Origin of the sequence: Acidovorax sp. ST3, assembly GCF_003231145.1 — a bacterium.
Taxonomy (GTDB): domain Bacteria; phylum Pseudomonadota; class Gammaproteobacteria; order Burkholderiales; family Burkholderiaceae_C; genus Acidovorax.
Window position 1 is genome coordinate 890,887 of the sequence record NZ_QKVP01000001.1, and the last position, 22,063, is coordinate 912,949.

The following is a 22,063-nucleotide window of genomic DNA, read 5'->3' on the forward strand; positions in this document are numbered from 1 at the left end:
GACACGGGACCCGCAGACGCTCTACTGCGGGTCTTCAGCGTCTTCCGTCGGCCCGCCTGCGGCCGCAGGCGGCGGCAGCTTCTGCAATGCCCCCTGGGCAGCCGCCAGCAGCAATTGCGTGGCCTGGGCGATCTCCGTCAGGCTGCGCTGCGTGTGCTCCATGCGCAGGTACACCTTGCCGCGCACCAGCATCAACAGCAGCGGCGACTGCGCCCGTACCGCCCTACCCTCGCCTTCCACGATGTTCAGCAACTGGGACACCACCGGCGCATGGATCCAGCGCTGTGCGGTCTCCATGCGCTCGGCCACCACCGCAAAGTGCTGGCGGAATGAGGCCGGCAGCCCCGGCCAAGTCACCTCTTCAAACATGGCCAGCCAGCGCATTTCCTCGGGCAGGCTGGCATTGACTGTGGTCTGCAAGGTGTCGGTGATGGCGTTGTAGGCATTGCCCTCCAGCGACTCCTGCAAGGGGCGGTTGAGCACCATCACCGCCGCGTCCGGGTCCACCCCCAGGTCGGCGCGCCCCCGCAACTCCAGGCCGCGCACGTAGTCGCGCGTGGGGTTGCCACATTCCAGCCGCCACGGGTGGCCGTTCAGATCGCCCCCCAGGTCAAAATGTCCGTCCACCGCCTGCGGCACCACCGCCAGGCGCTGGGTGGCCGCCCAACGCACCACCTCCTGGTTGGACACGGGCCGCGCGGCATTCGGGCCGCCGGGCAGATGCAGCGCTTTGCGAAGACGGTCAAACATGGCGATTCGAAGCCACAGGCTTCGCGGGAGTCACGGATGCAGGCATTATTGGGGGCATTGGCCGCTGCAGCAAACTGGACTGGCGCCTTCTGTGAGCTTGTTCACTCTGACCGCAATAAACTGCGGCGAGCGGCAAGTGCGGCCACTGCCTTGGGGGCAGTCAATGGCTGCGAAGTAAACAGCCCTCACGCTACTCTTCTTCATGGACCGCAGACTTGCCCTGATCATCCTGGCTGGGGCGCTCGCCGCGCCGGGGATTGCCCTGGCGCTGCCCGACGACGCCTCCGCCCGGGTGCGCCAACTGGTGCGCTGGTCCACTGCAACGGCCGACCACCAAGGCTTGCCATTTGCCGTGATCGACAAGCCTGCCGCGCGCATCCACGTATTTTCGTCACAGGCCCAATGGCTCGGCAGCGCGCCCGTGCTGCTGGGGGCCGCTGCGGGTGACCGCTCAGCCCCGGGCATCGGGGCCAAGCCCCTGGCCCATATCCGCCCGCACGAGCGCACCACCCCTGCGGGCCGCTTTGTGACCGAGCCCGGCCGCAACCTGCAGGGTGACGACATTGTGTGGATCGACTACGACGCTGCCGTCTCCCTGCACCGGGTGCGCAGCGTGAGCGCCTCGGAGCGCCGCCTGCAGCGCCTGGCGAGCCCCGGCGCGGGGGACAAACGCGTCAGCTACGGCTGCGTGAACGCACCTGCCGCGTTCTACAACCAGTTCATCGCGCCTTGGTTCGGGAGGGCACCGGGGGTGGTCTACGTGCTGCCGGACACCGAGCCTTTTGCTACATTTTTCGAAGCAGCCAGCGCATATGAATAGTGCGCTACCGGCCCATTTGGCTCAATATTCTTGCCCAATACGGCTTGGGCTCATGCGCTGGCACTTCCGGCAGTAGCCACGCATATGCCACCCCGGCTCAAGCTGTTGTGCGCTGCAGGCGAAAGACGGGCAGGCGGCCGCCCACCGCCAGCCCCTTGGCATTGCGAATGACGGCGTTTCTGCGAGGCGCCAGGGCCTCCTGCTGGGCTGCATCCAGCCATCCCAACTGGTCCATCACCTCCACGGCCGCCGCCACCTGCGCCACCATGTTGCCGTCCATGATCTTGAGGGCAAAGGCCTCGCCACGGCTGCGGCTGCCCACCACCTGCACCCCGTCGGCTCCGGTCTTCGAGACCCAATCCCCCCGCCCTGCCCGCATGAAATCCAGGTCATGCCGCCCGGTGCCAGAGCCCAGCTCCGGGCGTTGCACCATGGCGTCGGCCAGTGCGGTCAGGCTCTGGTCCAGATCCGTGTCGGGCGCCCCACCCGCCAGGCGCGCATAGCCCCGCGCCAGGTGCGCGAGCGGCATGGCGTAGTTGGGGGCGGAGCAGCCGTCGATGCCCATGGCCAGTTGCTCGGGCGCCAGTCCCACGGCCCGCGCCACGAGGTTACGAATCGCCCGCTGCAACGGGTGCGCAGGGTCCAGATGGTTGTCGAGTGGCCAGCCCTGCTGCACGCAATGGGCGACAAAACCTGCGTGTTTGCCGCTGCAGTTGTTGTGGCGTTCGTCCGGCACAAAGCCGTCTGGCAGCGAACCCAGCCCCAGCTCGGCAAACAGCGGCCGGTGGCAGCCGCAGCGCAGGGCGCGGTAGTTCTGCCCCACACTGCCCAGCATGCGCTCGACCTGCTCGACATGCATGGCCTCGCCGTTGTGGCTGGCACACAGCAGCGCCAGTTCATCCGCGCCCCAGCCCAGCGCCTGGGCGCCGCCGGACTGCATGAATGGCAGGGCCTGAAATGCCTTGATGGTGGAGCGCGTGAACGTGACCGTGTACGGGTCGCCAGCCTGCGCCAGCACACGGCCGTTGCGGTCGGCCACCGCCACGGCGCCCCAGTGCTGGCATTCGGCGAGGTCGCCCCGGGTCACCTCGATCAGCGGAACAAAACCCATGGTGAACTCCAGCGTGGTTACTGCTCCGCCGGTGCGGGGGCCAGCGTCAACTCATGGGCCCAGCGTGCGGGCTGGCGCTGTAACGCGCGGTAGCCCGTCTGCGCCCAGGTGCTGCTCATGTCGCGGTAACGTGGCGAAAACACCAGGCCGCTTTGCCCGGTCTGGTAGATGAAGCGCGACTGTTCCAGGTCGGCCAGGTCATATACCGCGCGCAGCGATGCGGCATGTCGGTTCACAAACGGGCCCTTGGCTTCGCCCGCGTTGTACTGCCCCACATTGACCGTGTAGGAATCGCCATGCGATGGTTCGCTCACGTCAAAAAAGCGTGCCAGCGCAGGCACATTGCCAAACGGCCGGTGCACGCTGAGTGCCGGGTGCGCCGCGCCCCAGCGCCATTGCGCGGGATCGGCGCCGTAGGCGGCCTGCAGCCGATCGAGCGCACGGCCCAGGGCTGCGGCCGACTGCTCTGCGCACGAGGAAGGCTGGCACCACCAGGAGTCGTTGCGCTCCAGAATGCCCTCCAGCGCGGCCCGGTAGTCGCGTTTGCCATAGGTGGCGGTGAACCGCGCCTCGCCGATGCGCGGCACGATCAGGCCACGCGCCAGCTCGTCGGTCCACGCGGCAAACACCAGGGGCGCCGCCTTGCTTGCATCCATCACGCCGTCAAAGCCTTGGAGCTGCTCTTGCGCAGCCGCTGCCAGCGGGTGCGATGACTTGGCCTGCTGGAGGTAGGGCAGCAGCTTGCGCGTGGCCAGTGAGGTCACATCGCGGTGAATGGCCTGCATGCTTGTGGCATCGTGCTTGTCGGTCGCCTCGATCAGCTGCGCAATGCGTTCGTAGCGGTAAGGCAAGGCCCAGTCTTGGGTCAGGTAGTGGGGATAGTCGGGCGCCGTCACACGCTGGTTGGCGGTGGCTATCCAGCCCCGGGCGCCGTTGTCCTCCGGCGTCTGGTCGTACGGCAGCCAGCCCTTCCAGTCGTACCGGGCGTCCCAGCCCGGCGAAGGCGCCACGCCCCGGATATCGTTGGCAGGGTCTCGCACGGGCGCTCGGCCTGCGGCCTTGAAGCGGATGTTGCCCTGGTCATCGGCCGCCACCACGTTCTGCATCGGCGAGTGGTAGTGCGAGAGGGCCGCGAACAACGCGTCCACCGATTTCGCCTGGTTGGTCTGCAGGCCCGCCAGCACCGTCTGGTTGTCGGCATCAAGCGCGCTCCAGCGCAGCGCCAGCACGTATTTGCCAAGGTCCAGCACATCGGCATGCGACTTCTGCGCATCGCTCAACACGGGGCCGTGCCGCGTGCTGCGCACCTTCAGGGCGACATCGGCCTGCCCTTTCACACGGATGGTTTCGTTGCGCACCGTGAAGGGCGCCCAGCCCTCGGGCGTGCGGTACTGCGAGGCGTCGGCGGGGTTGATCTGCTCCAGGTACAGGTCCTGCACGTCCGGGCCCGTGTTGGTGAAGCCCCAGGCCACTTTGTCCGTGCGGCCCAGCACCACAAAAGGCATGCCGGGCAAGGTGGCGCCCACCGCGTCGATGGCGCCCATGGGGGTGCCGTCAGACGCCTGGCCTGCGGGCGCCTGCAGGCCTGCAAAGTACCAGATGGCGGGTGCCGACAGGCCCAGGTGCGGGTCGTTGGCCAGCAGCGGTTTGCCACTCACGGTGCGGGTGCCTGCCAGCACCCAGTTGTTGCTGCCCTTGCCCTCGTTGGTGCCCGCATTGCGAGTCAGCTCGTCGGCCCAGGCCAGCATGCCGGCACTGATCTGGCGGGACAAAGGCCCGTCGCCCAGCGCGGCAGATGCAGTCCCCCGGTCGGCCAACGCTGTAGCTGCGGACGGTGCAGCAGAAGCGTTGGCATCGGTGGCGCGGTACACCCCCAGTTGCCGGTACAACGCGGCCAGGTCGGCCGAGGCTGCGGGGCGCTCGCCCGGGTACGGCGGCATCAGCTGCCACAGGCGCTCTGTGTCCAGCGTTTTGGCAATGGACAGGCGCGCAAACTCGTTGCCCCAGTTGCCGCCCAGGTCCAGCGCCATCATCAACGCCCAGCCCACGCTGTCCTCGGGCTCCCACACCGCGCCTGTGGCCCCACCGGGCTGAACACCCAGGATGTGGAACTCAGGCGGCAGCGCCTGGGGGCGGTTCTGGTGAAAGGCATGGATGCCCTGGCTGTATGCCTGCAGGGCCTCCCGGGCATACAAAGGCAGGCCTGCGTACTGCCGCTTGGCCGTGCCCATGATGTCCAACGTGCGCATGAGCTTGTCGGTCTCCAGCGTGGCGGGCCCGAACACCTCGGACAGCTCGCCATGCATCACGCGGCGGTTGAACTCCAGCTGCCAAGTGCGCTCCTGCGCGTGCACGTAGCCCATGGCAAACCAGGCATCCTGCGGGCTCTGCGCGCGGATGTGGGTCACATCGGCGCCATCGCGCTGCACCTGCACGGCCTGGCGCAGGCCCTTGACCACCAGCTTGCCATCCAGCGTCGCAAAGCTGCGCTGCACATACACGGCAGCCCCCGTGCCAGCCAGCAAGGCCGCCGCCACCAGCCCGACGGCCGTTCGCTTCATCCACGCCATGTCTCGTGTCTCCTGATTGTTCTGGGTTGTTTGTATTGGTTGGGAAGTGAGAAGGGCTGCACCCTGACCAGAAGCCCGCCGCACAGCAACAGCCAGCGGCCCCGGCCCAAGGCCTCAGCCCAGATGAACGCTGGTGCCGGACACCTGAAAGTTCATGACCGGGGCACTGGACTCGGTGAAAGGAACCCCCAGCGCAATCTGCCCCGTGCCATGCAGGATGCAGGCATCGCGGCGCAGCCGCACGGGCGAGTCGCTGCCGTCAAACCGCACCCAGGTGCCAAAGCTGCTCATGTCGGTCAGCACAAAGCCGCTGTTGCGCCAGTCGATGCGCGCATGCAGTCGTGAGACGCGGGGGTCGTTGATGCACAGCTGGGCATGGGTGGCACGCCCCACATGCACGGGCGCGTCCGACGAGGTGAACGACATGTCCACGCCATGCCAGGAAAACTGGATCTGCCCCAGGATGGAATCGGCCGGCGCAAAACTGCTGACCAGCGCCGCCTGCATGGTGAGTGAGTCAGGCTCTTCGTTCTCGCGCCATTCCACCTGGTAAAGCATCTGCAACTCGGCCTTGCCACGGATCTCCATCAGGCCGAGCTTGCGGTACCACACATCGGCCGCCGCCCCTGCCAGCAGCACCGCTGTCTCGGTGGCCCAGATTTCAGCCGGGCCCGCGCGCTCACACAGGCGGGAGGCCACATTGACGGCATCGCCATAGCAGTCGCCGTCCACATCCACCACCTCGCCACTGGCCACCCCCACACGGATGTCCATGCGCAACGGCTGCGGCCACCGGTCCAGACGCGTCTGGTGCTGGCGCAGCATGTGGGTGGTGGCGGTGACGGCACTGGCCGCGTCACCAAACACGCACAGCACCCCGTCGCCCAGCTTTTTGACGACGCGGCCCGCATGCGCCTCGATGGTGTCACTGATCCACTGCGTGACCTGGGTCACTGCCTCGGTGGCACGCTCGTTGCCCAGCGTTTCATACAACGAGGTGCTGCCCGAGATGTCTGCGAAGACCACCGTCGACAACACACTCATGAACGATGGCCGATTAGTAACATCATGTGAATCAGTTTAGTGCAAGCTCAACGAAGACGCACCTAACAAAGCGTCAACAATCCTTTGCCAAGGTCTTTGCAGGCCAGAGAGGCCTGCCGTCATGGCCCGGCCATCGGTTCGGAGGCGCTCCATGAGGGTGCCGGAGCGGCCACCTTCCTGCGCTCCCACCATCGCCTTAGGCTGCACAACGGCTCGGGCGCCCCAGCCACACTTGGACCCCGCGAACATTCGTGCGGAATGCGTAAAAGTTCGCAACAAACCGAGGCATCGTGTTGTCTTTATGCAAAAACAGGAGCACCACCCTTGCGTCAATCCTGAGTCCCGCTTACTTTGATCGACCCTGTTACAAAAACCGCACTTCCCTCCGCACATGCGCTGGAACAAGCCCAATCTCCGCAACAACCTGCACGACCTGCTGGGCCGTGACAAGCCGTCTTCGACGGCGTGGGTGCGCGACCAGGGTCTGGAAGAGGTGCGGCGTGCCATGCTGCACAGCCTGATGGGGCTGACCGGGTGCGAAGTGGCGCGCATGAACATGCGCCTGCGCTACGCGGGCGATATTGAAGCGCTGTGGTACCTGCGCAGCGATTTGCTCGACACACTCACCCTGCTGCGCGGCGAGGCCATCGCGCAAACGGTGCTGGACCGGATCACACCGATGTTCCAGGGACAGTTGCCCCTGTCGCTGCGGGTGCCGCAAATGCCGCACACACCCCGCGCGCACCTCTGACATTCTGAAATTGCGGTCCTGAGCACCTGGGCCCGTTTACCTTCGGCGCCAGGGTCAGGGCCGCCCCAGCGGAGGCCCTACCCCCCTCAGTGCTGGTGCCCCCAATAGATCAGCGCGTCCCGCTCTTCCACTGACAACGACACCGTCGCGCCCACGGGCAGCAACACCTTGGTCTCGACATGCCCGAACGGCAGGTTGGTCAGCACGGGGGCCTTGATCTGGGTGCGCAGCCAGTCCACCACCGACTGCAGCTTGTAGCCCTTGTCATGCGGCGCCAGCTTGAAATTGGTGAACTGCCCCAGCACCACGGCCTTTTGCTGGGCCAGCACACCGGCGTGCAGCAGCTGGGTCAGCATGCGTTCAATGCGATAGGGATGCTCGTGCACATCCTCTACAAACAGCACTCCGCCCTTGACCTGCGGGAAATACGGCGTACCCACGAGCGATGCCAGCACTGCGAGGTTGCCCCCCCACAGGGTGGCGCTTTTCACATAGACGTTGGGCACAGCCGGCTTGCCGGTGGTGGCGTGGGGCTTTTCCTTGTGCATGCGCCAGCCGGTACCCTCGCCGTGGCCGGTCAGCAGGTCGTCAAAGCAGGCTTCCATGATGTCGTCGGGCTCGCCCTCCACCCCGAAATCGGCCCCCAGTGAGGGCCCCGCCCAGGTGGTGGCCCCGGTTCTGGCTAGCACGGCGAGCTGGAAGGCGGTGAAGTCGCTCACGCCCACAAAGTGCGTACCCTTTTCGATGGCCTTGGCCACCGCCTTGTAGCGGATGCCCGGCAGGATGCGCGTGAGGCCGTACCCCCCGCGCGAGATCAGCGCCACATCGGCGCCGCTGGCCGCCGCACGGTGGATAGCGGCCAGCCGGGTGGCGTCGTCACCCGCAAAACGCGTGTGCGTGGCCAGCGCGTCCACATCCACCTCCACCTCATGGCCCTGGGCCTTGAGCCGGGCAATGCCCCGCTTGAAGGCCACCTTGTCGCGCACGGCGCTGGAGGGCGAATAAATGTAGATGTGCTTAGGACCGTGGTCGTGGTCGCACTGCGAGTGGTCGTGATGGTGGTCGTGCAAAGCGCTCAGGCCCCGATGGGGTCTGCTCCGTAAACAGGGGGGAATGCCCGGCGCCCCATGCAGTCAGGCGGCGCCAGGGGGCAGATCAGTGGGTGAAGTATTCCACAGCCCGTGCGGCGATGGCCTCGCCATGCTCCTGAACAAAGTGGCCCGCATGGGGCAGCACCACCGGTTCGGGGCATCCACGGATGTGGTGTTGCAGCGCCCGCATGGTGGGCAACCCCAACACCGGGTCTTGCGCACCCACCACCATCAGGCTGCGGCCTTGCCACTGGTGCTGCCAAAAATTGCGGGCTGCACGCGACAGCGCCGCACCGGGGTCATCGGGATCGGCAGGCACACGTTCGGGGAATGCGCGCAGCGCAGCCCGGTAACCTTTGTCCGGAAAGGGCGCATCGTACGCCGCACATTCGTCGGGATGCAGGTGCGGGTTGCCGCGTGCCAACAGGCGCCCTACCCCGTACAGCGGCTTGTCGCGGCACATGGCGCGCCAGTCGACAAAGCCCTGCGGCAACGGCGCATCGCCCGTGGCCAGCAACGTGTTCATCACCAGCAGGCCGCCAAACCGCTCGGGCATCGCCATGGGCAGCGTGAGGCCCAGGATGCCGCCCCAGTCCTGCACCACCAGCACGACATTGCGCAGCTCCAGCCGCTCGACCAGCTCCAGCAGCACCTGGCGGTGCCATTCGAACTGGTGCGCCCCCTCCTTCTTGGGCTTGTCGCTTTTGCCAAAGCCGATCAGGTCGGGCGCCACCACGCGGTCGCCCGCAGCCAGAAAGGCCGGCAGCATGCGGCGATAGAGGTAGCTCCAGGCCGGGTTGCCATGCAGGCACAGCCAGGTGCGCGGTGCATCGCGCGGGCCCTCATCCAGGTAGTGCAGACGCAAGCCCGCCAGACTGGGCAGGTCGCTGAGGTAGTGGGGAGCCCAGGGGTAGCCAGGCAGGTTCGCAAAAGCCGCCTCGGGTGTCCGCAAGGCGTCGTCACGCAGGGGGTGGCGGGCCAACGCCTCGGCACGCTGCTGACGGCGGCGCTGCGCAAAAAAGTGGCTCAGCAGGCCGCCACATTCTTCGGCCAGCACCCCGCCCTGCACCTTGGTCTGGTGATTGATTTCAGCATGCCCAAACAGGTTGAGCACCGAGCCTGCCGCCCCGGTCTTGGGTTCCACCGCGCCATACACCACCCGCGCCAGCCGCGCGTGCAGCATGGCGCCACTGCACATGGCGCAGGGCTCCAGCGTCACATAAAGGCTGCAGCCGTCGAGCCGGTAGTTGCCCAGGCGCTGGGCTGCCGCACGCAGGGCGACGATCTCGGCGTGGGCCGTCGGGTCGTGGCCTTCCACCGGGGCATTGCGGCCGGTGGCAATGACCTGGCCGTCCTTGACCACGATGGCGCCCACGGGCACCTCGCCCGCGCTGGCTGCGGCTTGCGCCTCGGCCAGGGCCAGTCGCATCCAGTGCGCATCGTCAGCGATTTTCATCACTATATTTTCAATAGCATCCAAGGCATGAAATATGAGCGCTTGAAGCCGATCTGGGTCATTTTTTCTCGTCTTCGGGCATGGGGCGTGCCTGTTGCATCAGGCCTTCTACCTGCCGCTTGACCTGCTGCTGCATCTGCTGGCTCTGCTCACGCACCGTGCCGGTCGGCGCCGACGCAGGCCCCGCCGCGCCTGTGGCGGTTTGCAATGCGGGCACGGGGGCGCGCGTGGCCGCCAGTTGCTTCTTGGCCAGCAGGCCCACGATGGCCAGCACCACCACCAGTCCAACCAATCCAAACAGTGCGCGCATACCTGGGCTCCTTGGCGGGCACCGGCGGCCCGCGGGTTCTTGCAATGGGGCCTGACTGTAAAGCCAAACGCCGCATGAATGCCGAATGCAAAAACGGCCGCACAAGGCGGCCGTTGGGGCAAGAGTCGGTCAAGCCACCGAGGCAAACGGCCTCAGTTCAACGCCACGCGGCTGCCGTCCTTGAATGTGTACAAGGTCACGGCGGGGGTGGTCAGCTCTCCCTTGGCGGTGAAGGCGATGTTGGCGGTCACGCCCTTGTATTCGGTCTTGGCCAGGAAAGGGGTGAACACCTTGGGGTCCACCGAGTTGGCGCGCTTCATCGCGTCGGCCAGCACCATCGCGGCGTCATAGGCGTAGGGGCTGTAGATCTGGAACTGGCCGGGAAACTTGGCGTCGTAGCGCTTCTTCCAGTCCGAGCCGCCTTGCATCTTGTCCACCGAGGCGCCGCCCGTGGCGCAGGTCACGTTTTTCAGCGCGGGCGTCTTGCCCGACAGTTCGGGCAGCTTCTCGGTGCACAGGGCATCGCCGCCAAAGAACTTCACGTTGCCCAGACCCAGCTGCTCCATCTGGCGTAGCATGGGGCCGGCCTGCGCGTCCAGGCCACCGTAGAAGATCGCGTCGGGCTTCTTGTTCTTGATGGCGGTGAGGATGGCCATGAAGTCGGTGGCCTTGTCGTTGGTGAACTCCTCGGCCACCACCTTCAGGCCCTTTTGCTGTGCCGTGGCCTTGAAGACCGAGGCCACGCCCTGGCCGTAGGCCGTGCGGTCGTCGATGATGGCCACGTTCTTGAGCTTGAGGTGGTCCGCACCAAACAGCGCCAGCGCAGCGCCCAGCGCGTTGTCGTTGGCGATCAGGCGGAAGGTGGTCTTGTGGCCGGGCTTGGTCAGGTCAGGGTTGGAGGCCGAGGCCGTGATGTGGGGCAGGTCGCACTTGGCGTAGACGGCCGAGGCGGGAATGGACGTGCCCGACTGCAGGTGGCCCACCACGCCTGCCACCTTCTGGTCGCACAGCTTTTGCGCCACGGCGGTGGCCTGGCGTGGGTCGCCCGCGTCGTCTTCGGCCGCGATTTCAAACTTGATCTTCTTACCGCCGATGACGAGGTTCTGGGCGTTCAGGTCGTCAATGGCCAGACGCACGCCGTTTTCCGTGTCCTTGCCGATGTGGGCAATGCCGCCCGACACCGGGCCTGCGTGGGCGATCTTGACGGTTTGCACGTCCTGGGCGGAGGCCAGGTTGGCCGCCAGCGCAATGGCGGTCAGGGCAGAAATACGGAACAGGGGCGAAGAAGCGAAAACGGGGCGCAGCACAGTACAAAGTCTCCTGGGTCGGTCAAAGCATCCTGTTGTGCACCGAACTTGTACACAACAAACCCTGCATCGTAGCCACCCGAACCCTCATTTCTGGAAAATTACTAAGCAAACTTAGTAATTTGCTCCAGCATTATCCGGGCTAATACGTCCGACGCGCACCGCCCGGCGAGGCAGGCTGGGATAATCACGCCCCATGTCCCTCCTGCCCCACCAGCTCGAACTGCTCTCGCCTGCGCGCGACGCAGACATTGGCATCGAAGCCATCAACCACGGCGCCGATGCCGTCTACATCGGCGGCCCGGCCTTCGGCGCCCGGGCCAGCGCGGGCAACGACATCCGGGACATTGAGCGCCTAGTCAAGCACGCGCACCGCTTCAACAGCCGCATCTTCATCACACTCAACACCATCCTGCGCGACGATGAGCTGGAAGCCGCGCGCCAGATGGCCTGGCAGGTGTATGAGGCGGGCGCGGATGCATTGATCATCCAGGACATGGGCCTGCTCGAAATCGACCTGCCCCCCATCCAGCTGCACGCCAGCACCCAGACCGACATCCGCACGCCTGAAAAGGCGCGTTTTCTGCAAGACGCGGGCCTGTCGCAGATCGTGCTGGCGCGCGAGCTCACGGTGCAGCAGATTGCGGCAGTCCACAAAGCGCTGGGCCCGGTGGATGCGCCGGGCCGCGCCAACATCGAATTTTTCATCCACGGCGCGCTGTGCGTGGCCTACAGCGGCCAGTGCAACATCAGCCATGCACAGACCGGCCGCAGCGCCAACCGGGGCGACTGCAGCCAGGCCTGCCGCCTGCCCTACCAGGTGACGGACGCACAGGGCCGCTTCATCGCGCACGACAAGCACGTGCTGAGCATGAAGGACAACAACCAGAGCGACAACCTGCGCGCCCTCATCGACGCGGGCGTGCGCAGCTTCAAGATCGAAGGGCGCTACAAGGACATGGGCTATGTGAAGAACATCACGGCCCACTACCGCACGCTGCTGGACGAAATCATCGAAGAGCGCGAAGCGCAGGGCCGCCCGCTGTCGCGCTCGTCCAGCGGGCGCACCACTTTCACATTCAAACCCGACCCGCTCCAGAACTTCAACCGCGAGTTCACCGACTACTTTGTCACCGGCCGCAAGGAAGACATCGGCGCCTTCGACACCCCCAAGAACCCCGGCCAGGCCATCGGCTGGGTGACCAAGGTGGGCCCCGACTATGTGGAGCTGGAAGTGAGCGACCCCGCCACCGTGCTGCACAACGGCGATGGCCTGTGCTACTACGACCTGCACAAGGAGCTGGTGGGCATGGCCATCAACGTGGCCGAGCCGGTGTCGGCACGGTCCGTGGGCCAGTGGCGCGTGTACCCCAAGGACCCTATGGAAGGCTTCAAGGACCTGCGCAAGGGCACCGAAGTCAACCGCAACCGCGACATGGACTGGGTGCGCACGCTGGAGAAAAAATCCAGCGACCGCCGCATCGGCCTGTGGGCGCACCTGAGCGAAACGCCCACCGGCTTCAGCCTGATGCTGACGGACGAGGATGGCAACGTGGGCAGTGCCGACGTGCAGCAGCCTCACCAACCCGCCACCGATGCGGCCAAGGCCGAAGCCAGCCTGCGCGAGCAACTGGGCCGCTTTGGCGCCACGGTGTTTGCAGTGCACGACATTGCGTTGCAACTGTCGCAGCCCTGGTTTGTGCCCGCCTCCGTGCTCAACGCCCTGCGCCGCGATGCCGTGGCCGACCTGGAAGCCAACCGCGCCCGCAACTTTGCCCGCCTGCCGCGTGCCACACCGGTGGAGCCCCCTGTGCCCTACCCCGAGGACACGCTTTCCTTCCTGGGCAATGTGTTCAACCATAAGGCCCACGACTTTTACGTGCGCCACGGCGTGAAGGTGATCGCTGCCGCCTACGAGGCGCATGAAGAAGAAGGCGAAGTCAGCCTCATGATCACCAAGCACTGCGTGCGCTTTTCCATGAGCCTGTGCCCCAAGCAGGCCAAGGGCGTGACGGGCGTGCAGGGCACCATCAAGGCCGAACCCTTGATGTTGATCAACGGCAAGGAAAAGCTGACCTTGCGCTTTGACTGCAAGCCCTGTGAAATGCACGTGGTGGGCAAGATCAAGCGCCAGGTGCTGAACCAGGTGCCAGAAGCCCCGCTCCAGTTCTACAAAGCCCGGCCGCAAGTCGCGCACTGATGCGAGGGCGTGCGGCCCGTTTCATTGATCGCCGCATGTCCCCATCCACCGCGCCGCACCTGCACCCTACCGAGGCCGTCGCCCAGGCCCACGGCGTCAACCCTGACGCAGGCCTGCATGCCGACGAAGCGCTGCGCCGCAGCGCCACCCATGGCGCCAACGAGTTGGCCGCATCGCAGGACCGCCCCTGGTGGCGCCTGCTGGCCGACCAGTTCAAGGACTTCATGGTGCTGGTGCTGCTGGGTGCGGCCGTCATCTCGGGGCTGGTGGGCGAGGTCACCGACACGCTGGTCATCCTCGTCATCGTGGTGCTCAATGCCGTCATTGGCTTTGTGCAGGCCTGGCGCGCCGACCAGGCCATGGCGGCGCTGCGCCAGCTGGCGGCGGCGCACGCCACCGTGCTGCGCAGCGGTGCGGTGCAGGTGGTTCCTGCCACCGTGCTCGTGCCCGGCGACATCGTGCTGCTGGAGGCGGGCAACCAGATCCCGGCCGACCTGCGGCTCATCGAGATTGCGCAGCTGCAGGTGGATGAATCGGCCCTCACGGGCGAATCCGTCACCGTGGCCAAGCAGACCGACCCCCTGGCGGCCAAAGATGTGGGCGCGCTGGGCGACCGCACCAACATGGCCTTCAAGGGTACCACGGCCACCCATGGCCGCGCACGCGGGCTGGTGGTGGCCACCGGCATGCACACCGAGCTGGGCAAGGTGGCCACGCTGCTCGACACCGGCGACCGCAGCACGCCGCTGCAACTGCGCCTAGCGGCCTTTGGCAAGCGCCTGGCAATTGCGGTGCTGGGCATTTGCGCAGTGATTTTTGTGGTGGGCGTGCTGCGTGGCGAGGCGCCCCTGCTCATGGCCCTCACCGCCATCAGCCTGGCCGTGGCCGCCATCCCCGAGGCCCTGCCCGCCGTGGTCACCGTGCTGCTGGCCCTGGGCGCGCGCCGCATGGTGGCCGTGCATGCGCTGGTGCGGCGCCTGCCGTCGGTGGAGACGCTGGGCTCTGTCACCACCATCTGCTCGGACAAGACCGGCACCCTGACCCAAAACCGCATGCACGCCGAGCTGCTGCTGGCCCACGGCGTGCGCTGGGTGCCCGGCGACCCCCTGCCCGGCCCCGCCCACGCCGAGGCCCTGCGCGCCGCCGCACTGTGCAACGACGCCACGCTACAGGCAAAGAGCGAAGAGGGCCAGTCAAGCACCCAGTGGCTGGGCGACCCCACCGAAACCGCGCTGGTGCTGGCCGCCCACGCAGGCGGGCTGGACAAGACCCAGCTCGACGCCGCCAGCCCCCGCGTGCAGGAGCAGCCCTTTGACTCCGACCGCAAGCGCATGACCACCTTCCACCGCGCTGCCGATGGTTTTGTGGCCTACACCAAGGGCGCGCCCGAATCCGTGCTGCCCCGCTGCACCGCCCACTGGACGCCCGAAGGCGCTGCCCCAATCGACACCGCCAAGGTCCTCGGCACTGCCCAGCAGCTCGCCGCCCAGGGCCTGCGCGTGATGGCCCTGGCCCGCCGCAGCCACGCCCGCCTGCCCGACACCAACGACATCGACGCGGTGGAAAACCAGCTGGAGCTGCTGGGCCTGATCGCCCTCATCGACCCACCCCGCCCCGAGGCCCAGGCCGCAGTGCGCGACTGCATCAGCGCGGGCATCACGCCATTGATGATCACAGGCGACCACCCCGCCACCGCGCGCGCCATTGCGCACCGGCTGGGTATAGTGCGCAGTGCCGATGCTCCGGTGCTGACCGGCGCCGACCTGGCCGCATTGGACGATGCCGCGCTGCGGGCCAAGGTGGAGCAGGTGCAGGTCTACGCCCGCGTGGACCCGGCGCAAAAAATCCGCATCGTCGAGGCGCTGCAGGCCCAGGGCCACTTCGTCGCCATGACCGGCGATGGCGTGAACGACGCCCCGGCGCTCAAGCGCGCCGACATCGGCGTGGCCATGGGCCAGGGTGGCACCGACGTGGCGCGCGAGGCGTCGAGCCTGGTGCTGCTGGACGACAACTTCGCCACCATCGTCGCGGCGGTGCGCGAGGGCCGCCGCATCTACGACAACATCCGCAAGTTTGTGCGCTACGCCATGACGGGCAACTCGGGCGAGATCTGGACCATCTTCCTCGCGCCGCTGTTGCTGTTGCCCATTCCGCTGCTGCCCATCCACATCCTGTGGGTCAACCTGGTGACCGACGGCCTGCCGGGCCTGGCGCTGGCGGCCGAACCGGCCGAGCGCGGCATCATGCAGCGCCCGCCCCGCGCGCCGCGCGAGAGCCTCTTTGCCCACGGCATGTGGCAGCACATTCTGGGCGTGGGCCTGCTCATTGGCGGGCTGTGCCTGGCGGTGCAGGCCTGGGCGCTGCACACCGGCCATGCGCACTGGCAGACCATGGTGTTCACCGTGCTCACGCTGGCGCAAATGGCGCACGTGATCGCCATCCGGTCCGAGTCCGAGCCCATCTGGCGCCTGGGCCTGTGGAGCAACCGCCCGCTGCTGGGCGCCGTGCTGCTGACCTTTGCGCTGCAGTTGGCGACCATCTATGTGCCCTGGCTCAACCCCATCTTCCGCACCGAGCCGCTGAGCCTGGGCGAGCTGGCGCTGTGCATCGGCGCCGCGCTGGTGGTGCTGGTGGTGGTCGAGATCGAGAAGGCCTGGCGACGCAGCCAGCCACAGCGGCGCACCGCACCAGAGTCCAGCGACAGCGCCCTGGACGAGCCTGCGGCCTGAGGGTGCTCACGGCACGCAAGAAGGTCATAAGCACATAGCCAACGATTCGATGACGCCGTGGGCCAGCGGTGCCAGAATGGCCCGCGCCATCGGCACATACGGCTCCGCCCAGCACGGGTAGAGGCCGGTTGCCCCACTCCCTTCCCTTCAACGAAAGAGACAAGCTGCATGAAAATCGAGACCCTGGCCGTTCACGCTGGCTACAGCCCCGACCCCACCACCAAGGCCGTGGCCGTGCCCATCTACCAGACGGTGGCCTACGCGTTTGACAGCGCCCAGCATGGCGCGGACTTGTTCGACCTGAAGGTGCCGGGCAACATCTACACCCGCATCATGAACCCCACGACCGACGTGCTTGAAAAGCGCGTCGCGGCGCTCGAAGGCGGCATCGCCGCGCTGGCCGTGGCCTCGGGCATGGCAGCTATCACCTACGCCATCCAGACCATTGCCGAGGCGGGCGACAACATCGTGTCAGCCAGCACGCTGTATGGCGGCACCTACAACCTGTTTGCCCACACGCTGCCGCAGCAAGGCATCACCACCCGCTTTGCCGACCCGCGCGACCCGGCCAGTTTTGCGCATCACATCGATGCGCGCACCAAGGCCATCTTCATCGAGTCCATCGGCAACCCGCTGGGCAACGTGACCGACATCGCTGCCATCGCCAAGGTGGCGCATGACCACGGCGTGCCGCTGATCGTGGACAACACCGTGCCCAGCCCCTACCTGCTGCGCCCCATCGAGCACGGCGCCGACATCGTGGTGCACTCGCTCACCAAGTACCTGGGCGGCCACGGCAACAGCGTGGGCGGCGCGATTGTGGACAGCGGCAAGTTTCCGTGGGCGCAGCACAAGGCGCGCTTCCCGCGACTGAACGAGCCCGATGTGAGCTACCACGGCGTGGTCTACACCGAAGCCCTGGGCCCCGCCGCCTTCATCGGCCGTGCGCGCGTGGTGCCACTGCGCAACACCGGCGCGGCGCTGTCGCCGCAAAGCGCGTTCCTGATCCTGCAAGGCATCGAGACCCTGGCCCTGCGCATGGACCGCATCTGCGACAACACGCTGGCCATTGCCAAATACCTGCAGAGCCACCCCAAGGTGGAATGGGTGCGCTACGCGGGCCTGCCCGACCACCCCGACCACGCGGTGGTGCAACGCCAGTCGGGCGGCAAGGCCTCCGGCATCCTGAGCTTCAGTGTGAAGAACAGCGACGCCGACCCGCGCGCGGCCGGTGCGCGCTTCCTGGATGCTTTGCAGCTCTTCACGCGCCTCGTCAACATTGGCGACGCGAAGTCGCTGGCCACGCACCCAGCATCCACCACCCACCGCCAGCTCAACCCCGAAGAACTGGCCAAGGCCGGTGTGAGCGAAGGCATGGTGCGCCTGTCGGTCGGCATCGAGCACATCGATGACCTGCAGGCCGACTTGGCGCAGGCACTCGACAAGGTCTGATGTGTAAAGGGCCATGCGCCTCCCAAGCGCATGGCCAGGCACCCTTCAGCGTAGTTTTGAGGCTTTTTGCGTCCAAGCGCTAGTGGAATATGCGCTGTCAGCTACATATTTCATAGCAAACAGGTTCACAGCGCATGGCGACATCGTCATGCCTGCCCCAGCGCGACAGGTCGATGGCGGTCAGCGCCGGGCGCTGGCCGCCTTCACCCGAGGTCGCGTGCCAGCCGAATGCCCGTGAACTGCCAGCGCGCCGTGGCCGGGAAGAAGTTGCGGTAGGTCAGCCGTTCATGCCCTGACGGCGTGGCACTGGACGAACCCCGCAGCACGTACTGGTTGACCATGAACTTGCCGTTGTACTCACCCACGGCGCCTTCCGCCACCCGAAAGCCCGGGTACGGCGCGTAGCTGGACTGAGTCCACTGCCACGCAGCGCCATGCCACTGCGCCATGCCAGCGGTACCCTGCGCGGCCCCATGCTCCCATTCGGCCTCGGTGGGTAGGCGTGCACCGGCCCAGCGCGCATAGGCATCTGCCTCGTAGTACGACAGATGCACCACCGGCTGGTCGCCCTGCAGCGGCTGCAGGCCAGCCAGCGTGAAGTGGTGCCAGGCCCCGTCGATGCGATGCCAGTACAAGGGCTGCTCCAGGCCCTGCGCCGCCCGCCAGTCCCAGCCTTCGGCCAGCCAGAGCAGCGGGTTGCGGTAGCCGCCACCTTCCACAAACGCGAGATATTCAGCCTGCGTCACCAGCCGCGAGGCCAGTGCATACGGGTGCAGATACACCCGATGGCGCGGGCCCTCGTTGTCAAAGGCAAAGCCGCTGCCAGCGTGGCCGATGTCGGTCAGCCCCGCGTCAAACGAGTGCCACGCCAGCGCCCCGGCGGGCTCCGGCGCCACGGCGTCAGACGCCTTGGCATAGGCGGGAAACAAGGGGTTGCAGGACAGCAGGTGCAGGATGTCGGTGAGTATCAGCTCCTGGTGCTGCTGCTCATGCTGCAGGCCCAGCTCGATCAGGCCGCGCAGCGCGTCGTCGTGCGCCACGGTGGGCCACAGGCGCGCCATGCGGGCGTCCACGTTGGCCCGGTAGGCGAGCACCTCGTCCAGCGATGGCCGCGTGAGCAGCCCGCGCTGCGGGCGCGGGTGCTTGGCGCCCACGCCGTTGTAGTACGAGTTGAACAGCACACGGAACGCCGGTGCAAACGGCTGGAAACCGGGCTCGTGGGCCTCAAGCACAAAGGTCTCAAAGAACCAGGTGGTGTGGGCCAGGTGCCATTTGGTGGGGCTGGCATCAGGCATGGACTGCGCGGCGCAGTCCTCGGGCGATAGCGGTGCCGCCAGGGCCAGCGAGCGGCCGCGCACGGCGGTGTAGCGCGCCAGCAGCGTGTCGAATGCGGGGGATGTCACGGTCATGAATACCACCGGTCAAGGACGGGCGTGGACCACTGCAAACCAGCCCCGCTCGTCCGTCCACACCTGGGCCTGCGCAAAGCCGGCGCGCGCAAGCATGTCGGTGAACACGGGCAGCGGGTACTTGTAGCTGTTCTCGGTGTGGATGCGCTCACCCCGGACGAACCTCCGGCCGCCGCCGGGCCAGCACACCTCGGTGTCAGTGGCCGCCTCCAGGTGCATCTCGATGCGCGACGCCTCGGTGTTGAAGAACGCGCGATGCTGCCACTGCGCTACGTCAAAGTCGCTGCCGATCAGGCGGTTCACATGCCGCAGCACATTGCGGTTGAACTCGGCAGTGACCCCTGCGGCATCGTCGTAGGCGGCTTCGAGCACCGCCACGTCCTTGGGCAAATCGATGCCGATCAGCAGACCACCATCATCGTCCACCAGTTCGCGCATGTGGGCCAGCAGATCCAGCGCATGCGGCGGGTCGAAGTTGCCGATGGACGAGCCCGGGTAGAACACCAGGCGCCCGGTGCGGGGAATGTCGTCGGGCAGTGACACACCCAGAGTCATGTCACCCGCCAGCGCGCGGGCATCCAGCGCCGGAAACTCATCGCGCAGCCCCTGCACCGCCTGCTCCAGAAAATCCGCCGAAATGTCCACGCCCACAAAACAGGCCGGCTGCACCAAGCGGCACAGGGTGCGGGCCTTCTGGCAGTTGCCTGCGCCCAGCTCGATCAGGGTGCGCCCCGGGCCAATGGCATGGGCAATGCTGTCCGCATGCGCCTGCATCAGCGCCATCTCGGTGCGCGTGGGGTAGTACTCCGGCAGGCGCGTGATGGCCTCAAACAGCTGGGAGCCGTGCTGGTCGTAAAAGTACTTGGGGGAGATGCGTGCGGGCCGCTGAGTAAGCCCGTGCGTGATGTCGGAATAGCGAGGCAGGAGCATGGGTCGTCAAGACGTTGGTGCGGCAGCGCCGCCGGTGGGTCAAAAGCAGAGGCGCCTGGGATGCCCGCCTTGCGGCACACCCCACGCGCTCCCCTGCCCCTCTCCCCATTGTGCGTTGCCTCGCTGACAGCCGTGTGTAGGCCATTTCCGCACCTGCCAAAAAAAAGGGCTGGCGCACGCGCCAGCCCTTCAGACCCTTGGAGAACTTTATCGTCAGGAACGCAGGGCCCGCCTGGGCCCTGTGCCCTTAGAAGCGCCAGCCCAGACCCACGCCCACCAGAACGGGGTCTACCTTGAAGGTGCCCAGCTTGGCACCGCCTGCGCTCACGTCGGTCTTGATGAAAACCTTTTTCACGTCGAAGTTGAGGTACAGGTTCTTGGCCAGCGGAATGTCCACGCCCACTTGCAGCGCGGGGCCGAAGCTGTTGCGGTCAATGCTCACGCCTGCGGGCAGGTTCACGCTGGAGAAGCGCGTGTAGTTCAGGCCCGCGCCCACATAGGGCTTGAAGCCAGGGGCGTCAAAGTGGTACTGCGCCAGCAGTGTGGGAGGCAGGTGCTTGAGGGTGCCGATAGCGGCGCCACCAGCGCTGAGCGTGTGCTTTTGCGGCACCGTGAGGATCAGCTCGGCCGCGATGTTCTTGTTGAAGAAGTAGGTCACATCCACTTCAGGGATGGTCTTGTTGTTGACCGACAGGCCCAGCGGCGTGCTGTCCTTGTTGGCGCTGTCCAGGTGCACCGCGCGTGCACGGACCATCCAGGGGCCTTCAGCCTGTTGCGCCAGGGCAGCGCCAGAAGAGAGGGCACAGAGAACGGCGACAGCCAGCAGGTTCTTTTTCATGGTATTTCGCATCGGTTGGACGGGGACGACCCCCGTGCATGCATTGAACCGCTGCGGCCCCCACCCGGCCTTGCCTTACCTCAAGCCATCGGTAGTAACCCTTAGACCTAGATCAAGGAATACCCACTATCAGGCTGTGGACTTGCCCCGCAGGCGCTGCACCAGCGTCACCCCGGCCAGCACCAGGCCACCCGCCACGATGCCCACCACGGCGTTCAGCAGGTTGGGCACCAGCACCGCCCACAGCCCGCCCAACGGCCACTGCGCGGCCGCCGTACCTGTAGCCTCGACCGCGTGGTGCAGCACCGGCACTCCGTGCACCAGAATGCCGCCGCCCACCAGGAACATGGCAGCGGTGCCTGCAATCGACAGCCCCTTCATCAGCCAGGGCGCCGCGCGCAAGATGCCCGCGCCCAAGGCACGCGCCGCGCTGCTGGCCTTATTGCTGAGCCACAGGCCCAGGTCGTCCAGCTTGACGATGCCCGCCACCAGCCCATACACACCGATGGTCATGATGACCGCGATGCCCGACAGCACGGTCAACTGCTGCACAAAGGGCGCGGAGGCCACGGTGCCCAGCGTGATCGCGATGATTTCGGCCGACAGGATGAAGTCGGTGCGCACGGCGCCCTTGATCTTGTCCTTTTCAAACGCCACCAGATCCACCGCTGGGTTGGCATTGGCCTTGGCATGGCTCTCGCGTTCGGCCTCGTCCTCGTGCTGCGCGTGCAGCAGCTTGTGCGCCACCTTTTCAAAGCCTTCAAAGCACAGAAAGGCGCCCCCCACCATCAGCAGCGGCGTCACGGCCCAGGGCGCAAAGGCGCTGATCAGCAACGCGGCAGGCACCAGGATGACCTTGTTGATGAGCGAGCCCTTGGCCACCGCCCACACCACCGGAATCTCGCGCTCGGCGCGCACGCCGGTCACCTGCTGGGCATTGAGTGCCAGATCATCCCCCAGCACGCCCGCCGTCTTCTGCGCGGCCACCTTGGTCATCACCGACACATCGTCGGCCATGGCAGCGCTCTTCTTGGCCGCCACCTTGGTCATCAAGGCCACGTCGTCGAGGATGGTGGCGATGTCGTCGAGCAAAGCAAGCAGGCTGCCAGTGGCCATGAAGAGTCCTTGGGATGGGTCGTAAAAAAGCGGCCAACATGCCGCCGGTGTGCGCCGCACTATAGCAACGCACAGACACCCCAAGCGCCAGCAGCGGCGCCAGGTGTGCGTAGGAGAGCAGGAAAGCGCAGGCGACGTGCCCGCTCTGCCGCACCTCACCCAACGCGAGAAGGATGGTG

The 22,063-nt window shown here is 66.5% G+C and carries 17 protein-coding genes; 5 read left to right on the plus strand and 12 right to left on the minus strand.

The annotated features are described in order from the left end of the window. Positions 1-21: 21 nt before the first annotated feature. Positions 22-750: a hypothetical protein gene (locus tag DNK89_RS03970; protein ID WP_110958978.1), complete on the minus strand. Its 729-nt coding sequence runs from the start codon at positions 748-750 to the stop codon at positions 22-24. Positions 751-952: 202 nt separating this feature from the next. Between DNK89_RS03970 and DNK89_RS03975 the strand changes: the two genes are divergently transcribed. After that, entirely contained in the window at positions 953-1,570 is a 618-nt protein-coding gene (locus tag DNK89_RS03975; RefSeq protein ID WP_110958979.1) for a hypothetical protein, read from the plus strand. A 97-nt stretch (positions 1,571-1,667) separates the two neighbouring features. Here the strand turns inward: DNK89_RS03975 and DNK89_RS03980 are convergent, their stop codons facing one another. From DNK89_RS03980 to DNK89_RS03990, 3 genes are all read right to left on the minus strand, one after another. Continuing rightward, entirely contained in the window at positions 1,668-2,681 is a 1,014-nt protein-coding gene (locus tag DNK89_RS03980; RefSeq protein WP_110958980.1) for an asparaginase, read from the minus strand. Positions 2,682-2,698: 17 nt separating this feature from the next. Then, positions 2,699-5,251: a penicillin acylase family protein gene (locus DNK89_RS03985; RefSeq protein WP_110958981.1), complete on the minus strand. Its 2,553-nt coding sequence runs from the start codon at positions 5,249-5,251 to the stop codon at positions 2,699-2,701. A gap of 114 nt (positions 5,252-5,365) precedes the next feature. Beyond that, positions 5,366-6,295, minus strand: coding sequence for an adenylate/guanylate cyclase domain-containing protein (locus DNK89_RS03990; protein ID WP_203422184.1), 930 nt, complete (start codon positions 6,293-6,295; stop codon positions 5,366-5,368). A 391-nt stretch (positions 6,296-6,686) separates the two neighbouring features. On the opposite strand from DNK89_RS03990, the gene DNK89_RS03995 reads away from it, so the two are divergent. After that, on the plus strand, positions 6,687-7,046 hold the full coding sequence (locus tag DNK89_RS03995) for a hypothetical protein (protein ID WP_110958982.1): 360 nt from the start codon (positions 6,687-6,689) through the stop codon (positions 7,044-7,046). An 86-nt stretch (positions 7,047-7,132) separates the two neighbouring features. Here the strand turns inward: DNK89_RS03995 and DNK89_RS04000 are convergent, their stop codons facing one another. The 4 genes from DNK89_RS04000 to DNK89_RS04015 all read right to left on the minus strand — a co-directional run bounded on the left by DNK89_RS04000 (position 7,133) and on the right by DNK89_RS04015 (position 11,210). Then, positions 7,133-8,116, minus strand: coding sequence for an LD-carboxypeptidase (locus DNK89_RS04000; protein WP_110958983.1), 984 nt, complete (start codon positions 8,114-8,116; stop codon positions 7,133-7,135). 85 nt (positions 8,117-8,201) lie between these two features. Next, positions 8,202-9,593: a tRNA adenosine(34) deaminase TadA gene (gene tadA, locus DNK89_RS04005; protein WP_110958984.1), complete on the minus strand. Its 1,392-nt coding sequence runs from the start codon at positions 9,591-9,593 to the stop codon at positions 8,202-8,204. A gap of 58 nt (positions 9,594-9,651) precedes the next feature. After that, positions 9,652-9,903, minus strand: coding sequence for a hypothetical protein (locus tag DNK89_RS04010; protein WP_110958985.1), 252 nt, complete (start codon positions 9,901-9,903; stop codon positions 9,652-9,654). Positions 9,904-10,055: 152 nt separating this feature from the next. Continuing rightward, the gene (locus DNK89_RS04015) at positions 10,056-11,210 is read right to left on the minus strand and encodes a branched-chain amino acid ABC transporter substrate-binding protein (protein ID WP_110958986.1); all 1,155 of its coding nucleotides are present in this window, start codon (positions 11,208-11,210) and stop codon (positions 10,056-10,058) included. A gap of 196 nt (positions 11,211-11,406) precedes the next feature. Here DNK89_RS04015 and DNK89_RS04020 point away from each other — a divergent pair, with 196 nt between their 5' ends. The 3 genes from DNK89_RS04020 (at position 11,407) to DNK89_RS04030 (ending at position 17,591) form a co-directional block, all read left to right on the plus strand. Next, entirely contained in the window at positions 11,407-13,410 is a 2,004-nt protein-coding gene (locus DNK89_RS04020) for a U32 family peptidase (protein ID WP_110958987.1), read from the plus strand. A gap of 35 nt (positions 13,411-13,445) precedes the next feature. Beyond that, on the plus strand, positions 13,446-16,139 hold the full coding sequence (locus DNK89_RS04025) for a cation-translocating P-type ATPase (protein WP_203422185.1): 2,694 nt from the start codon (positions 13,446-13,448) through the stop codon (positions 16,137-16,139). Positions 16,140-16,307: 168 nt separating this feature from the next. Next, positions 16,308-17,591, plus strand: coding sequence for an O-acetylhomoserine aminocarboxypropyltransferase/cysteine synthase family protein (locus tag DNK89_RS04030; protein WP_015013732.1), 1,284 nt, complete (start codon positions 16,308-16,310; stop codon positions 17,589-17,591). A 203-nt stretch (positions 17,592-17,794) separates the two neighbouring features. On the opposite strand, the gene egtB is transcribed toward DNK89_RS04030, so the two are convergent. The 4 genes from egtB to DNK89_RS04050 form a co-directional block, all read right to left on the minus strand. Continuing rightward, positions 17,795-19,000 (minus strand): ergothioneine biosynthesis protein EgtB, encoded by a 1,206-nt coding sequence (gene egtB / locus DNK89_RS04035; RefSeq protein WP_110958989.1) that lies wholly within the window; start codon positions 18,998-19,000, stop codon positions 17,795-17,797. Positions 19,001-19,012: 12 nt separating this feature from the next. After that, positions 19,013-19,930, minus strand: coding sequence for an L-histidine N(alpha)-methyltransferase (egtD, locus tag DNK89_RS04040; protein WP_110958990.1), 918 nt, complete (start codon positions 19,928-19,930; stop codon positions 19,013-19,015). 247 nt (positions 19,931-20,177) lie between these two features. Continuing rightward, positions 20,178-20,768, minus strand: a complete 591-nt coding sequence (locus DNK89_RS04045) for an OmpW family protein (RefSeq protein WP_015013729.1) — start codon at positions 20,766-20,768, stop codon at positions 20,178-20,180. 129 nt (positions 20,769-20,897) lie between these two features. Then, positions 20,898-21,884, minus strand: coding sequence for a DUF808 domain-containing protein (locus DNK89_RS04050; protein WP_015013728.1), 987 nt, complete (start codon positions 21,882-21,884; stop codon positions 20,898-20,900). Between the last annotated feature and the right edge of the window lie 179 nt (positions 21,885-22,063).

Coding starts and splice junctions, on each gene's coding strand:
- DNK89_RS03970 (WP_110958978.1), bottom strand. CDS start 750: ATGTTTGACCGTCTTCGCAAAGCGCTGCATCTGCCCGGCGGCCCGAAT.
- DNK89_RS03975 (WP_110958979.1), top strand. CDS start 953: ATGGACCGCAGACTTGCCCTGATCATCCTGGCTGGGGCGCTCGCCGCG.
- DNK89_RS03980 (WP_110958980.1), bottom strand. CDS start 2,681: ATGGGTTTTGTTCCGCTGATCGAGGTGACCCGGGGCGACCTCGCCGAA.
- DNK89_RS03985 (WP_110958981.1), bottom strand. CDS start 5,251: ATGGCGTGGATGAAGCGAACGGCCGTCGGGCTGGTGGCGGCGGCCTTG.
- DNK89_RS03990 (WP_203422184.1), bottom strand. CDS start 6,295: ATGAGTGTGTTGTCGACGGTGGTCTTCGCAGACATCTCGGGCAGCACC.
- DNK89_RS03995 (WP_110958982.1), top strand. CDS start 6,687: ATGCGCTGGAACAAGCCCAATCTCCGCAACAACCTGCACGACCTGCTG.
- tadA (WP_110958984.1), bottom strand. CDS start 9,593: ATGAAAATCGCTGACGATGCGCACTGGATGCGACTGGCCCTGGCCGAG.
- DNK89_RS04010 (WP_110958985.1), bottom strand. CDS start 9,903: ATGCGCGCACTGTTTGGATTGGTTGGACTGGTGGTGGTGCTGGCCATC.
- DNK89_RS04020 (WP_110958987.1), top strand. CDS start 11,407: ATGTCCCTCCTGCCCCACCAGCTCGAACTGCTCTCGCCTGCGCGCGAC.
- DNK89_RS04025 (WP_203422185.1), top strand. CDS start 13,446: ATGTCCCCATCCACCGCGCCGCACCTGCACCCTACCGAGGCCGTCGCC.
- DNK89_RS04030 (WP_015013732.1), top strand. CDS start 16,308: ATGAAAATCGAGACCCTGGCCGTTCACGCTGGCTACAGCCCCGACCCC.
- egtB (WP_110958989.1), bottom strand. CDS start 19,000: ATGACCGTGACATCCCCCGCATTCGACACGCTGCTGGCGCGCTACACC.
- egtD (WP_110958990.1), bottom strand. CDS start 19,930: ATGCTCCTGCCTCGCTATTCCGACATCACGCACGGGCTTACTCAGCGG.
- DNK89_RS04045 (WP_015013729.1), bottom strand. CDS start 20,768: ATGAAAAAGAACCTGCTGGCTGTCGCCGTTCTCTGTGCCCTCTCTTCT.
- DNK89_RS04050 (WP_015013728.1), bottom strand. CDS start 21,884: ATGGCCACTGGCAGCCTGCTTGCTTTGCTCGACGACATCGCCACCATC.